Here is a 14602-nt window from a genome sequence, read left to right on the forward strand (position 1 = left end):
CGGAAACATAATAACCTTTTATCAACCGATTTATATGGATATACCAATAAAAAACCCGGAAAGATTATTCCGGGTCAGACTATATAATTCGGAATAATACTACCGTGCAAATAGTGCAGCACCAAATCCTGCCAGCATCATTACTATAAACGTAATGAAATAAAGACCGATCATGACAATCGTCAGAATACCAAGAATCTGTAAGAAGCTATTCATATTCTTAAAACTCAGTTCAAGTATTTCATCATCGTTGGTTTTAAGCGCCACAATTGCTTTATCAGCAAAACGATAAAGTTTAAGTGCAATTATAATATTTACCACTGCCATTACCAGATAAAGAATACCAATGAGTACAAATACCGATGTGGACAGATATGCCATTGGGCCTGCTGCAGGTCCTCCCATTGTTGCACTTTGACCCATTGCGGGAAAAACCGATCCCATACCGACTAAGGCAATGGTTCCCAGTATCATTAGTCCGGCCGATATAAACCCAAGAATGGCAAAAAATTTAGACCACTGTGCACTCTTGTACAAATAATGTGCAGCATTTTCATTTACATTCAACACATAAGATCTTTCAACTTCCATAGTTAATATAGTTTTCTGGTTAGATAAAAGTATAAATCACATTGATATTCCGGTGAGGGTATATCCCTTAGTTGATATAGAATGTACAGAATTAAAGTCAATGTCCTGTACCGTCATAACCGTATGCTCTTTATTAATTTTGGATTTTCGGTCATACTGAATGACAACTCCGTCAGTTTTACCTGCAAGCCACAAATTACCCGCAAACAACTGATTATTATATACCCTCGAATTAATTTTATGATTAAGATCTTTGGTCACCCAAAGTGTGACCAAAGATTCGTCATCTTCGGAGATGTATTCATCACACTGGTAACCATTAATTACTTTACTTTTTCCTGTCTTCCTGAGGTTATAATTCTCCGGCATTTGATTTTCCTCCACCTGATCCTGTGCCTCATCCTTCACATCCGACATTTGTTCCGGACTGATTTTAGTAGCAATTCCGGTTAAGTTATCTCCATCTTTCATTAAAATAAGCGTACAATTATTCTCGGTATCGTAAACAAACGAAGTAAATGCGCCTTCTTCATTAGTAAACTCGATTCCGTAATCAGATTTACCTTCAGAAAAATAGGTATTGTAATACATCGGATCTTCTATTTTACCATTCGCATCGGACTGCTCAACAAGCATTTTCATCCGCGATCCAAAATTGTATGCATCTTTATGAGGTACATCCACACCTACTCCCATAGACTTCATATAATTTCCCATGGCAGCATCAAATCGTTTTTCCGATTCACGTTTTCCCTCGCCTGCGGGTTCCGCATCTGCTCCTTTAGTATTATTAATACTGTCTGTGGCTTCCTCCAATTTACCTGAAGCTGAATCAAGAATTTTATCGGCAGCTTTATTTACCGCCTTATCAACGGCTTTATCAACTTCTTTGTCTGCTCTTTTCTTTACAGACTTTTCCACCTTTTTCTTTAAATAATTCGGGAGCGTCTGAGCCTCTGTAACCATTGAAAACAATGTAAAAGAAGCTATCAATGTAATTAAGATCTTTTTCATGGTCAACAATTTAAATAACTATCAAAATTAATAAATAATTCCACCAAAGTATATTACGGGAATATGATATTTTGGGTCAACACAAATTGTTATTGTTTATTCTTTGAATTCAAATGTATAAAAATTCAAAAATAAACATATACAAAAATGTAATATCTAGACACAAAAAAACCATGAACTGGTTCACGGTTTAATATACCTTACTAATCTAACCTTTGGGTTTAATCTTAAGCAACTGCCCGGGAGAAATAGAATTTGACGTGAGATTATTCAACCGTTTAATATCGTCACTTGAAATTCCGGGAAATTTTCTGGCAATCAGCCATAAATTATCGCCTGATCTCACCTTATAGTAAATATAATCCGGATCATGTCCTGCAGTGGTTTGCACAGGTGCTGTTGATGCAGTATAACTTGCAGTGCCCTGTTTTTGAGCAAAGGACATCTGGTTGATGTTTATGTATTTATTCTTTTGAGATGTGGGAACAAATACGACAAGACGCTGTCCTACGCGAATAAGATTTCTGTAAATATTGTTCCAGTAACGCAGATCGGAAATCCTTACATCATACCAATCCGCAATATACCCCAGATTATCTCCGGATTTTACAGTGTAATAAAGTTTTGTTTTTCCTGCAATTGAAGAAGGAACATATCCGGAACTGGCTGTTGGATCTACTGTTTCACGCTTTTCACTGAAATAAATGTCATCCTTATAGTTAAAGATACTATCCTGGAGCTCTACAAACTGCCCGGTTACACTTACCGGAACAGTCAAAGTGTAAGACTTTGAACCTCCCGGAATAATATCCCTTCTGTATTGTGGATTTAATTCTTTTAAAACTTCTTCAGGAACATTTAATACAGCAGAGACCTGATCAAAGTGCAACGGCTCCTGAATAATTAACGTGTCTGTATGCATTGGGATATTTGCCTTAACCGGAATAATATGATGCTCTTTGTAATAATTCAGCGCGTACATTGCTCCAATAAAAGCAGGTACATATCCCCTGGTTTCCCTTGGAAGCCGGTAGTATATTTCCCAGTAATCCCTTTTACCTCCACTTCTTCGGATAGCCTTGTTTACATTACCCGGACCACAGTTATATGCTGCAATAACGAGATACCAGTCCTGATATATGTCATATAAATCACTTAAATACTTTATGGCAGCCTGAGTTGATTTTCTTGGATCACGACGTTCATCCACATATGAATTTACCTCAAGGTGATATTGTTTACCCGTATAATACACAAATTGCCATAAACCGGAAGCGCCTGCCCGTGAAAATGCTCTGGGTTTCAAAGCAGATTCGATTACGGGCATATATTTTAATTCGATAGGCAATCCTGCTTTATCAAGTTCTTCTTCAAAAATCGGAAAATAATAATCTGTCAAACCCAGAATCTCTGAAGTTACCGCCCTCTTCTTGTCGGTATAAACAGCAATATGTGCTTTCACCCTTTCATTGAAAGGAAGCTCAATAACTGTTTCTTCTGATAGTTTTTTCAGGCGTTGAATGAAAACAGAGTCCGGTACATTTGCTATGGATGTTGAATCATTGAATGCAGTATCAATATAAGAAAATGCTCTGTCAGAATACCAACCTGAAACCTTATCATCCAGTCGGTTCATAAACTGTTCTGCCTCCGCTAATGCATCTTTATAACTTACTTCTGTAACTGTAGTATCGTTACTTTCCCCTTCTCCAACAGCCCAACTATTTGAAATAATTACCAGACAAGCAGCTAATACTATCCCCCTCATACTAAAAGTTTAATGTTAATGACAATCCCAGTGTTGATTTCCCTGACCCTGAAAGGTCTCCTAACACTACCGGACTGAAATTCATTGATAAATCATTACTCACGTCAAAATCTGCCAAATGTGCATCCACATTAGCATCAATAATGTTTATTATATATACACCCACAGTAACTATGATCATTAGATCCCGATCTCTTCTAAAGCTTTCTCTCCGGCTTTTAAACACACCCTCATAATAAGATTTACTTGATAATATATAAGCCTCTCTTTCTTCCCTCGGCAGTGGCAAAGGTGCATCAATATAACTTCTTGACGAAGGATCGCTGTCAACCAGATCTATATAAGCGTAACGATATAAGTTATAGCGTTCATTGTTATAGTTTATTCCATAAGCGCAGGCAGCAAAACCGGCATACAATATTGGAACCTTCCACCATTTATGGTTATAAATCTGTCCCAACCCCGGAAATGCAGCAGAAAACATAGCAGCTTTCTTGGGAATATATACTTTATCGAGCTTGTGTTGCTTTTTAATTTTCTGTCCACCTGATATATCAGGTAACGAATCTGCGCGCATTTTATTTTCCTGCGCCACCATACTCGCACTGATCCAGAATAAAACAAACAAGAAAAGAATATACTGTTTCAAAATGTTTAGTTACTGTAATTTATCCAAAATACTGATTATGCGCTCCAGTTCCTCGTCGGATGTGAATGGGATTGTGATCCTTCCTTCCCCCTTTTCATCTCTGGAAAAAGAAACTTTAACACCAAAAAAAGATGACAAGTGGTTCTTCAAAGCCTTGTATTCAGCAGGAAGCTTCTTACGGGGAACAGGTTCCGGCTGAGGCTCCTCCTTACTCTCTTCATTCAGCTCCCGAACAATCTCTTCCACTTTACGAACCGAAAAATCATATTCCAGAATCTGTTCGTAAACCATAAGCTGTGTTGGTGGTTCCTCAATACCCAGAATAGCCCGGGCATGACCCATCTGAATTTTCCTGTCACGTATTCCAAGCTGAATTTCTGCAGGAAGTTTTAACAGCCGAAGATAATTAGCAATTGTTGCTCTTTTTTTCCCTACTCTTTTGCTTACCACATCCTGTGTCAGATCAAATTCATCCATCAGGCGTTGATAAGAAAGTGCAATTTCAATGGCATCCAGATCCTCACGTTGAATATTCTCAACAAGGGCCATCTCCAGCATGCTATCATCACCTGCTTTTCGGATATATGCCGGTATTTTCTCAAGCCCTGCTTTCTTTGAAGCCCTGAATCTGCGTTCACCTGCAATAATCTGGTACTTATCACCCTGCTTACGAAGTGTAATAGGTGAAATTACACCAATTTTTGCAATTGAATCGGCCAGTTCCTCCAATGCCTGTTCTTCAAAAACTGTTCTGGGCTGAAATGGATTTGCCTCAATAAGGTTCACTTCAACCTCATCGAACATATCGTTATGTGTCTTTTTTGTTTCGTTGGCATTTTCAATCAATGCACCTAATCCTTTTCCCAGAGCAGCTTTTTTAGCCATATTAGTTTATTTTGAATTCTTTGCGATAACTTCCTGTGCCAGATTCAGATGATTAATTGCCCCTTTGGAATTTGCATCATAATACAAAACCGGAGTTCCATAACTAGGAGCTTCACTTAACCTGATATTCCGTTGAATAATGGTATCGAACACCATATCCTGAAAATGTGTACGTACTTCCTCGACTACCTGATTAGACAGGCGTAAGCGAGAGTCATACATTGTTAACAGAAATCCTTCAATTTCCAGTTCCGGATTCAACCTTCCCTGAATAATTTTAATGGTATTCAGCAATTTACCTAAACCTTCCAATGCAAAATATTCGCACTGAACCGGAATAATAACCGAATCGGCTGCAGAAAGTGAATTTACGGTAATCAATCCAAGTGACGGAGAACAATCAATCAGGATAAAATCAAAATCATTCCGGACCTGTTCCAGAATTTTTTTCAGCATTTTTTCCCGTTCAGGAAGATCCAGCATCTCAATTTCTGCACCTACCAAATCGATGTGTGACGGCAACAAATATACGCCCTCTACATCTGTCGGCAGGATGGCCTGTTTGGTGTCAATCTGATCCACAATACACTCATAAAGACTGTATTCCACATCGCGGACTTCAATTCCCATACCTGAGGTTGCATTGGCCTGCGGATCCGCATCTACAACCAAAACCTTTTTTTCCAACGAACCCAGACTCGCCGCCAAATTAATGGTAGTGGTTGTTTTACCAACGCCTCCTTTCTGGTTTGCTAAAGCTATGATTTTACCCATCGTAAATCTTCTTTTCAACGCAAAGAAAATTAAAAAATCTTTTATAGAACGTAAATTTGCGAATAAATTGTGTACGAAGTTATTAACAAAACCAAAGGAATCAAAATGTTGATTAAAGAAGTAAAAAGCTGTGTTTAAATAATTTAAACAACCGCATAACGCAAACGACACATGCACTCATTTGGGCAAAAATAAAAAGCCGGAAACCCAATGGCTCCGGCATATAATCAGATAAATTATAAGAACTAAAAATCCAGTACTTCTTTTATTCCTTTCAGAATTTTTTCACTGTTTGGAAGAATGGCTCTTTCAAGTATTCTGTTAAATCCAACCGGCGTAAATTCAGAACCAACCCTTACAATTGGTGCATCCAGATATTCGAATGCTTCTTTTGAAATAATTCCTGCAAGTTCGCCACCAAATCCGCCAAATACTTTATCCTCATGGACAATCAGTACCCGCGAAGTTTTCTTAACAGACTCCAGAATGGTATCTGTATCCAGAGGTGAAAGTGACCTTAAATCAATAACTTCAACATCCCCCAAACCTTCTTCTTCAGCTTTTTTAGCCGCTTCCAATGCCATATGTGTGGTATTACCGTAGGTAAGCAGGGTAAGATCAGCACCTTCTCTTCTTACACGGGCTTTGCCAAATGGTACTTCAAAATCGTCCGGTACAGATGTTGCGGCCTTGGGATCCTGGTACAATGCCTTAGGCTCCAGGAAAAGCGTCATCCCCTCAGAACGGAGAGATGTTCTCAATAAACCTGCTGCATCATCTGCAAAAGACGGATAAACAACCCTGACACCCGGGAAGGTTGCCATGGCACCTTCGATTGTTTGCGAATGATAGAGACCTCCGCCAATATATCCACCCGATGCCAGACGCACCGTGATATTTGGCGAGAACTGACCTTTGGTACGCCAATATTCATGTGTTGTTTCCACGAACTGTTCCATAGCAGGCCAAAAGTAATCTGCAAATTCAGCACCTTCAATCACTACACGCAAATCCTTACGATAACGGCTCATCCCGTTTGCGGTCCCCATTATAAAATCTTCTGCAATCGGAGCATTGAACACGCGTTCTTTTCCAAACTCCTGCTGCATTCCCTTTGAAACATTGAAAATACCGCCCTTATCCTTATTGGCAATGTCTTGTCCCCAAAGAAAGGTCTCCGGATTATTTTTAAACTCAGCCTTTAATGTTTCGTTGAGTGCTGTAATGAATTTAATGGGCTCATTATCGGAATTATGTAATCCTTCGGGATACTTTTCAGATTTATAAGGATCCGGAATAACAAAATCATAAATACTTTTCGGATCAGGATCCGGTGCAGCAAGACCGGCCTTATGGGCAGCTTTTACTTCTGCTTTTACATCTTCTTCAATCGATGCCAGTTCTTCCTCGGTAAAACGCTCATAACGCAGTAACATTCTGCGGAACTTACTTACGGGGTCATAAGCCTTCACATACGACAGTTCTCCCTTATCACGGTAAAGATCGTGTCTGTCAGAATTGGAATGTGAATGTATACGCACACAATTTGCATGCACAATTACCGGTTTGTGCTCTTTCACCGCAAACTCAACTGCCTCATCCATCGCATTCATGGAATCGAATACATCTTTCCCGTTACAGTGAATAATTTTTACGTTTTTAAAACTGGCAAAGTTATCTGCCACCTTACGTGCGGCAGTCTGATCTTTTTTAGGAACCGATATGCCGTAACCGTTGTCCTGAAACACAAAAACCACGGGTAAATGCTCGCGGTCTGCTCCGGTTATGGCTTCATACACATAACCTTCAGATACGGACGACTCACCCTGTGAGCTGATGACAACAGCATCTTCCTTGTAATACTTTACTGCACGAGCCACACCCACTGCATGGAGGGTATGGTTTCCTGTACAGGAAGATACATTGTGCACATTCCATTCCGGTTTGGCAAAGTGATTAGACATGTGCCGGCCACCACCTGCCACATCGGTATCCTTTGATATACCGTTTAATATAATTTCTTTGGCAGTTAACCCTGCAGATACAGAAGTCACCAGATCACGGTAATACGGAAACAGATGATCCTTCTTCGGTCTGAAGTGCTGACCTATGGCCAACTGAATGGCATCATGCCCTGCGGCTGGTGCGTGATAAGACCATCCGATAGCCTGTTTCAGGTAATTAGGCGCTTTATCGTCGAGCGCCCTGCCCAGGGTCATCAGGTAAAACCACTTTTTTAAATCTTCTTTATCTGACTGAATAACGCCGTATTTCTTTTCGTTTCGCTTCATAATTGAGAGTTTTATACCGTTCTTTCCGGATCAAATTTTTCTAAGTAATCACCAACTCGTCTCAGGAACTGGCCTCCCAGCATACCATCTACGATACGATGGTCATACGAGAGAGACAAATACATTTTACTTCGAATTCCAATCGTATCTCCCTCTGGCGTTTCAATTACAGAAACCTTCTTTTTAATAGATCCTGTGGCAAGGATAGCTACCTGAGGCTGATTAATAATTGGTGTTCCGATAATATTATCAAAAGATCCGAAATTAGTGATGGTAAACGTTCCGCCCTGAATATCGTCCGGGGAAAGTTTGTTATCGCGTGCTTTGGAAGCCAACCCGTTAATATTAGAAGCCAGCCCTGCAAGATTCATCATATCGGCATTTTTAACTACCGGAACAATAAGATTACCAGATGGCAGCGATACGGCAATACCGATATTGACATTCTTTTTAAGAATAATCTGGTCCCCGTTAACGGATGCATTTACCCAGGGGAAATCACGCAATGCTTTGGCCACTGCTTCAGCAAATACCGGCATAAAGGTCAGCTTTTGTCCGTATTTTTTCTGGAACTGATCCTTCACTTTATTTCTCCAGTTTACCAACGTAGTCACATCTGCTTCGACAACTGAAGTAACATGTGGCGAAATTTGTTTGGATGCCACCATATGCTCTGCAATTTTCTTACGCATACGGTCCATTTCAATAATTTCATCTTCACCGGAAACAGGAACCTCAATTTTTGCAGCCTGTATCGGTTGAGCCGGAGCTTTAGGCTGATCAGATGCTTTTTCAGTTTTTGGTTCAGCCTTAACTTCTGATTTAGCACCACCATCTTCCAGGTATGCGAGTACATCTTCTTTATTTACCCTACCATTTAGTCCGCTTCCCTTAATGGATTCCAGATCAGATTCGCTGAGTCCGTTTTCCTTTGCTATTTTTCGGACAACCGGAGAGAAAAATTTGCCAGAACTACTTCTTGCCCCAGGTTCTTTGCCCTCTTCACCTTCTTCAACCTTAGTCTCTTCTACCTGTTCTTTTCCACTATCCTTTTCCTCTTTTTTCTCAATCTCATCACCGGATGTTTCTTCAGCTGTATCCGCTACTGCTTCTCCATCCATATCAATAACAGCGATAATCTCGCCAACAGCTACTGTATCATCAACTTTATACAAAACTTCCTTCACCACACCATCAACAGGGGAAGGAACTTCGGAATCAACTTTATCGGTTGCAATCTCAAGCAGCACGTCGTCTTCCTCGACTTTGTCGCCCGGCTTTACAAACCATTTGGTAATGGTTGCTTCCTGAATACTTTCGCCCATCTTGGGCATTACAATATTAAAACTTGCCATTTATGTAATATTTGTTATCTGCTACATTCAATCTAACAGAACTTATTTCCAACGGTTTTGTTCACTACAGATTTATCCACACAAAATTCTGCTAAAGCACTATTTATTTCTTAGTTTCATCTTCAAAACAATTGATATTAAGGTTTGTTTAATTGAGCAATTAACAATATAGGGTTATTCGGTTCTGCCAATATGTATTTTAATAAAACCATCAGTATTAATTTTACAAAATTCTGACAAAACGTAAAACCTTTCCTTCAATTTAAGGCAAATAGTTTTTTCAAACCTGATATTAGTTAATAATGTATTTAAACCATTTAGGATAATTTTCTAATTTTGCAGCGATTTAAAACTGAAGCAAAAATGTACACCTCTAAACGAATTAAAGGCGATATCTATTACGTTGGCGTAAATGACAGAAAAACTGAGCGGTTTGAAAATATGTGGCCGATTCCACGTGGTGTTTCCTACAACTCATATCTGATAATGGATGAAAAGGTTGCTCTGATAGACACCGTAGAAATCAGCTTTGTTGAGCAATATCTAAAAAAAATTGAGACTGTACTGAAAGGACGATCAATAGACTACCTTGTTGTGGATCATATTGAACCCGATCATGGTGGCAGTATCCGTATGATTAAAAACCGGTTCCCTGATATTACGATAGTTGGTAATAAAAAGACCTTTGATATGCTGGATGGATTCTTCAGTATGGAATGTAATAAACTTGAGATAAAAGAAGGAGATTCGCTTACATTAGGGAAAAACGAACTTCAGTTTTATACCGCACCCATGGTTCACTGGCCTGAAGTAATGGTAACCTACAATGCCACAGAGAAAGTACTTTTCAGCGCCGATGCGTTTGGAACATGGGGAACGCTGGACGGAGGGATCTTTGATACAGATATAAATCTGGATCACATCTGGGATGAAATGCGACGCTATTATTCCAACATAGTTGGTAAATATGGCAGTCCTGTTCAAAAGGCACTCTCAAAACTAAGCGGACTGGACATTGAAGTCATTTGTTCTACACACGGACCAATATGGACAACCGACATCCCGAAAGTTGTTGGCAAATACGATACCTGGAGCAAATATGAACCTGAAGAAAGTGGTGTGGTTATCGCCTATGGTTCAATGTATGGTAATACAGAAGAGATGGCCGAAACCATAGCGAATGCGATTTCTGAAAACGGGGTAAAAAATATTGTGATGCACGATGTATCCAAATCACATGCTTCCTATATTATTTCAGATATCTGGAAATATAACGGATTAATTATTGGCAGCCCTACCTATTCAAATCAGCTGTTTCCACTTGTTCAGGCTCTCCTGGATAAAATCAAAATACGGGGCGTCAAACAGCGAGTATTCAGTTATTTTGGTTCATATGCATGGTCCGGCGCTACGCATAAACATTTCCAGCAGTTTGCTGAGGAAATGAAATGGGATGTCGTAGGCATACCGGTTGAAGAAAAGCTACGGATGAATGATGAGAAACTACAGGAATGTCTTTCATTAGGAGCAGCAATGGCTGAGAAGATCAAATCTGTTTAACAGAAAACTGTTACATAAAATACAAAAACCACCCATGAAATTTCAAGGGTGGTTTTATTTTTTCTCAGAACTTGTCATTCCGTCACTTTCGTTATTTCTTTTTCGTGAATGACATGTTTTTCACTTCGTAAATGCGATCAATAATATCAACTACTTTCAGACCTTCCAAAGCATTGGTTGTAATTGCTCCCTTCTCCTTCAGTTTATCCACCACATTTTGGATAACCAGATGATGGTTTTGTGCAGAACCTTTATAGGGACCATAATCATTGGGAGGATTTGAAGGTGGCAGCTCCGGCATTTCGTAATCCTTTACATTACAATATACCACTTCGTTCATATACTGACCGGCTACCTTTACAGTTCCTTTTGATCCAACAATAGTAATACTGCTCTCAAAGTTCGTATTATAAATAGATGTGGAATAATTGATGCTTCCCATTCCGCCATTAATAAAATCAAAGCTAACAAAACCAGAATCTTCAAAATCGGTCAAATCCTGATGGTTAAAATCGTTGAAATTACCTTTGATATTGGTTATATCACCAAACAGCCAGTACATGATATCCACAAAATGTGAGAACTGTGTAAAAAGTGTTCCTCCATCCAGTTTTGCATCACCGTGCCAGTTTCCTTTTTTATAGTAGCGGTCGTCCCTGTTCCAGTAACAATTGAGCTGAACCATATACGGATCACCCAAAATACCATCTTCAACAATTTGCTTAAGCCATACAGAAGGCGGTGAATAACGATTTTGCATCACACAAAATACGTGACGTGACATTTCCAGTGATTTAAACACCATTTTTTCGGCATCAACTTTATTCAGCGCCATGGGTTTTTCAACCACCACATGTTTGTGTTTGGCAAGTGCTTTCAAACTGAAATCGGCATGCAGACCATTTGGCGTACATATATTAACCACGTCATATTCGAGGCCTGAGGATAACAGATCTTCGAAGTTTTGAAAGAATGGTTCCTCCATATCTTTCACCCCTAACTCTTCCATGGAAAGCTGATCACAAACGGCCACAAGTTCAGCATCGGGATTTCTCCTGATCATCTCTGCATGACGCTTCCCGATATGTCCATACCCAACAACAACAAACCTTATTTTTTTATCACCCATAATTCTACATTTAAAGCGAGCATAAAATTAATAAAATATGTGGAGTTTATTCTTTCAGCCTGAACTATAAATCAATATTACCCTGTTACTGATATTTTAACTATATAAAGAAATCTGAAAATAATCAAATAAAAATGGGCTGACTCAAAATCCTATATAGAAAACCTCTGAGTATCTCTTTTATCTTCGTTGTAATAGATTATAATAGCATAGAATTGAAAGATGAATAAATATAACCAGCCAATTGCATTACTATTTCTATTACTTTTAACCAGCCTTTATACCATTAATCTTAACGCAACCATTGAAATTTATCCTTTTCCACCCAATGCAATACTCAGTAATGTATTTACCTTAGATGCAGAAGGCCAGACTTTGGATGTTGTTCGCTATATGGATTACCACGTTGTACACTTTGGCTTTGATAGAGATATACAACTTTCAATTCAAACGAATGAAGAAATCAAAAGCTACAAAATCAGTCCTCTATCTCTAAACGCAGTCGGAACAGTAGAAGGGAAAAGGTTAACTTTTAACCTATCGCCCGTCTCAACTGAAGATGAAACACCTTCCTATCTGATTATTCAGATTAATCATCTTGAAAAACTTATCATCCTGGGAGATAAGCTTGAGGAAAATGTCCCAGCTTCATCAGGTGACGGTATTTATAACGTTACTAAAGAACCCTATAATGCTGACCCAACCGGTGCAGTATTTGCTCAACAGGCTATTCAACAAGCCATTGACGATGCCGCGTCATCCGGAGGTGGTATTGTATATGTTCCATGGGGATTTTATCAGATTAAAGAAAATCTTGCTTTAAAAAGTAATGTGGAACTATATCTGGCTCCCGGTTCAATTTTAAAAGCTATAAATGACCGAAGCCAATACATACAAAACGCCACTCTTCCGCCAGCTTTCATAATCCATAATGCAGCCAATGTGAAAATCACCGGCCGGGGAGCTATAGATGCCAGCGGATTTAATTTAATGTCCCCACCTCCGGGATTTACAACACAATCGGTGGAACATCCCAGAAGAAGAGCCTTACAATGCGATTCGTGTGACAACCTTTTAATAAACGGTATTACTGTGAAAGATGGATCGGGATGGACCATTGAACTAATGCGATCCACTAATATCAAGGTCCAGAATGTAAAAGTACTGAACCACAAGGATATTAAATACAAGATTCAAAATGACGGGATTGACATTGTTTCATCATCTCATACAACAGTAAATCAATGTTTTGTAATAACCATTGACGATGCAATGTGTTCCAAAGCACGATATGGAGATATGAATGATTGTGTTTTCACCAACAATGTAAACTACTGCTGGAGCGGTGGAGTAAAAGCTGGTATGCAGAGTAATGGAAATATGGCTGATATTCTTTTCCGAAACTGCGATGTAATCCATTGCCGCAGAGGTATTGGTGTGGATACCCGCGAAGGTGAAGATCCCATTGTAGGTGTAGAATTCCGTGATATCCGAATTGAAGAGACAGAACCAACAGTATCAGGTGAAAACTACTGCGTGGATTTTGAATCCAAACTGGCACCAATTTCTGATATCCACTTCGTAAGAATCAGTTGTACCGGCAATAATAAAATCCGTTTTAGAGGCAGTTATGATATTACTAATATTCTTTTTGAACAACTGGAAATTGATGGAGCCGTAATTACCAGTCCCCGTTCTCTTAATTTAACAAAAGATGGTAATATGGAGATTAGCTTTGATATAAAAGGATTACCTGATACAGGATCAACCATAAAACCTATCCTTGAAACCAGTGAGAAGGAAAAAAAATATTGGCGTTACACCACAAATCCACCTGCACCTAACTGGTACAAATCAACATTTAATGACAGCGCGTGGAATTATGGCAAAGGTGGATTTGGATCATCCGGAACACCCGGAGCCACTATTGGGACAGTATGGCAAACCAACCGCATATGGATACGTAAGAAATTTAAAATCAGCCACCGAGAAGAGATGGATTCCTATCAATTAATCCTTCGCGCACATCATGATGAAGAGTTTACTGTATATGTTAACGGACAGAAAATTATATCCGGTTCTGGTTATTCATCTGGCTATGGCGATTATCTTTTCAAAAACATAAACGCAGGGAACCTTCTAACAGACAGTATCAATACCGTTGCGATACAATGCATCCAAACCACAGGTGGACAATTCATTGATGTTGGTATTTCAGTTCTGGCAGATAACAACGACACCCTTTCCTATAAGGCTGAAGAAGTTGATGTATCTTATACATTATCCGGACAAGAAGTTTCAACAAAACCAGGTAACGGCTTCTTTTATTATCCAAATCCGGCACATGACAAATTGTTTTTTCATAATACACCGGACAGGCCCTATGCAATTGAAATATATGCGCTTAATGGGCGTAGCCTGTTAAGTGATTGCTACACAATGAGCAATTCGATGGATGTTTCGTTTCTCAAACCAGGAATCTATATCGTGCGTGTATCATACAATGCTTTTATTCAACAATTTAAATTCACTAAGCTATAGATAACTCTGTTTTCCCTAAAACCAATCTTCTAACCTGGGTTATTT

11 protein-coding genes are annotated in these 14602 nt (G+C 39.1%); 2 read left to right on the plus strand and 9 right to left on the minus strand.

Annotated features, from left to right (window positions below; all coding sequences use genetic code 11):
* Positions 1-99: 99 nt before the first annotated feature.
* From ACE1ET_RS12105 to ACE1ET_RS12140, 8 genes are all read right to left on the minus strand, one after another.
* Positions 100-591: a DUF5362 family protein gene (locus ACE1ET_RS12105; RefSeq protein WP_375728672.1), complete on the minus strand. Its 492-nt coding sequence runs from the start codon at positions 589-591 to the stop codon at positions 100-102.
* Between the two features lie 36 nt (positions 592-627).
* On the minus strand, positions 628-1605 hold the full coding sequence (locus tag ACE1ET_RS12110; protein WP_375728673.1) for a DUF4412 domain-containing protein: 978 nt from the start codon (positions 1603-1605) through the stop codon (positions 628-630).
* A 208-nt stretch (positions 1606-1813) separates the two neighbouring features.
* Positions 1814-3373, minus strand: coding sequence for a lytic transglycosylase domain-containing protein (locus ACE1ET_RS12115; RefSeq protein WP_375728674.1), 1560 nt, complete (start codon positions 3371-3373; stop codon positions 1814-1816).
* A gap of 1 nt (position 3374) precedes the next feature.
* The gene (locus tag ACE1ET_RS12120) at positions 3375-4022 is read right to left on the minus strand and encodes a DUF5683 domain-containing protein (RefSeq protein WP_375728675.1); all 648 of its coding nucleotides are present in this window, start codon (positions 4020-4022) and stop codon (positions 3375-3377) included.
* A gap of 9 nt (positions 4023-4031) precedes the next feature.
* Positions 4032-4907: a ParB/RepB/Spo0J family partition protein gene (locus tag ACE1ET_RS12125; protein WP_375728676.1), complete on the minus strand. Its 876-nt coding sequence runs from the start codon at positions 4905-4907 to the stop codon at positions 4032-4034.
* Positions 4908-4913: 6 nt separating this feature from the next.
* Positions 4914-5699, minus strand: a complete 786-nt coding sequence (locus ACE1ET_RS12130) for a ParA family protein (protein ID WP_473774477.1) — start codon at positions 5697-5699, stop codon at positions 4914-4916.
* Positions 5700-5926: 227 nt separating this feature from the next.
* A complete protein-coding gene (locus tag ACE1ET_RS12135; protein ID WP_375728677.1) occupies positions 5927-7972 on the minus strand; it encodes an alpha-ketoacid dehydrogenase subunit alpha/beta in 2046 nt (681 codons plus the stop codon).
* A gap of 11 nt (positions 7973-7983) precedes the next feature.
* Positions 7984-9327: a dihydrolipoamide acetyltransferase family protein gene (locus ACE1ET_RS12140; protein ID WP_375728678.1), complete on the minus strand. Its 1344-nt coding sequence runs from the start codon at positions 9325-9327 to the stop codon at positions 7984-7986.
* 336 nt (positions 9328-9663) lie between these two features.
* Here ACE1ET_RS12140 and ACE1ET_RS12145 point away from each other — a divergent pair, with 336 nt between their 5' ends.
* Complete coding sequence (locus ACE1ET_RS12145; RefSeq protein ID WP_375728679.1) at positions 9664-10887, plus strand: FprA family A-type flavoprotein; 1224 nt, start codon at positions 9664-9666, stop codon at positions 10885-10887.
* Between the two features lie 91 nt (positions 10888-10978).
* On the opposite strand, the gene ACE1ET_RS12150 is transcribed toward ACE1ET_RS12145, so the two are convergent.
* A complete protein-coding gene (locus ACE1ET_RS12150) occupies positions 10979-12016 on the minus strand; it encodes a Gfo/Idh/MocA family protein (RefSeq protein WP_375728680.1) in 1038 nt (345 codons plus the stop codon).
* Between the two features lie 222 nt (positions 12017-12238).
* Here ACE1ET_RS12150 and ACE1ET_RS12155 point away from each other — a divergent pair, with 222 nt between their 5' ends.
* A complete protein-coding gene (locus ACE1ET_RS12155; RefSeq protein ID WP_375728681.1) occupies positions 12239-14557 on the plus strand; it encodes a glycosyl hydrolase family 28 protein in 2319 nt (772 codons plus the stop codon).
* Positions 14558-14602: the final 45 nt, after the last annotated feature.

Source organism: Quyinboa mangrovi (assembly GCF_042219825.1).
In the GTDB taxonomy this organism is placed as follows: domain Bacteria; phylum Bacteroidota; class Bacteroidia; order Bacteroidales; family UBA5342; genus JBHJHP01.

Excerpts from the sequence above, each read along its gene's own strand:
- ACE1ET_RS12105 (WP_375728672.1), bottom strand. The coding sequence starts at position 591 with ATGGAAGTTGAAAGATCTTATGTGTTGAATGTAAATGAAAATGCTGCA.
- ACE1ET_RS12110 (WP_375728673.1), bottom strand. The coding sequence starts at position 1,605 with ATGAAAAAGATCTTAATTACATTGATAGCTTCTTTTACATTGTTTTCA.
- ACE1ET_RS12115 (WP_375728674.1), bottom strand. The coding sequence starts at position 3,373 with ATGAGGGGGATAGTATTAGCTGCTTGTCTGGTAATTATTTCAAATAGT.
- ACE1ET_RS12125 (WP_375728676.1), bottom strand. The coding sequence starts at position 4,907 with ATGGCTAAAAAAGCTGCTCTGGGAAAAGGATTAGGTGCATTGATTGAA.
- ACE1ET_RS12135 (WP_375728677.1), bottom strand. The coding sequence starts at position 7,972 with ATGAAGCGAAACGAAAAGAAATACGGCGTTATTCAGTCAGATAAAGAA.
- ACE1ET_RS12140 (WP_375728678.1), bottom strand. The coding sequence starts at position 9,327 with ATGGCAAGTTTTAATATTGTAATGCCCAAGATGGGCGAAAGTATTCAG.
- ACE1ET_RS12150 (WP_375728680.1), bottom strand. The coding sequence starts at position 12,016 with ATGGGTGATAAAAAAATAAGGTTTGTTGTTGTTGGGTATGGACATATC.
- ACE1ET_RS12155 (WP_375728681.1), top strand. The coding sequence starts at position 12,239 with ATGAATAAATATAACCAGCCAATTGCATTACTATTTCTATTACTTTTA.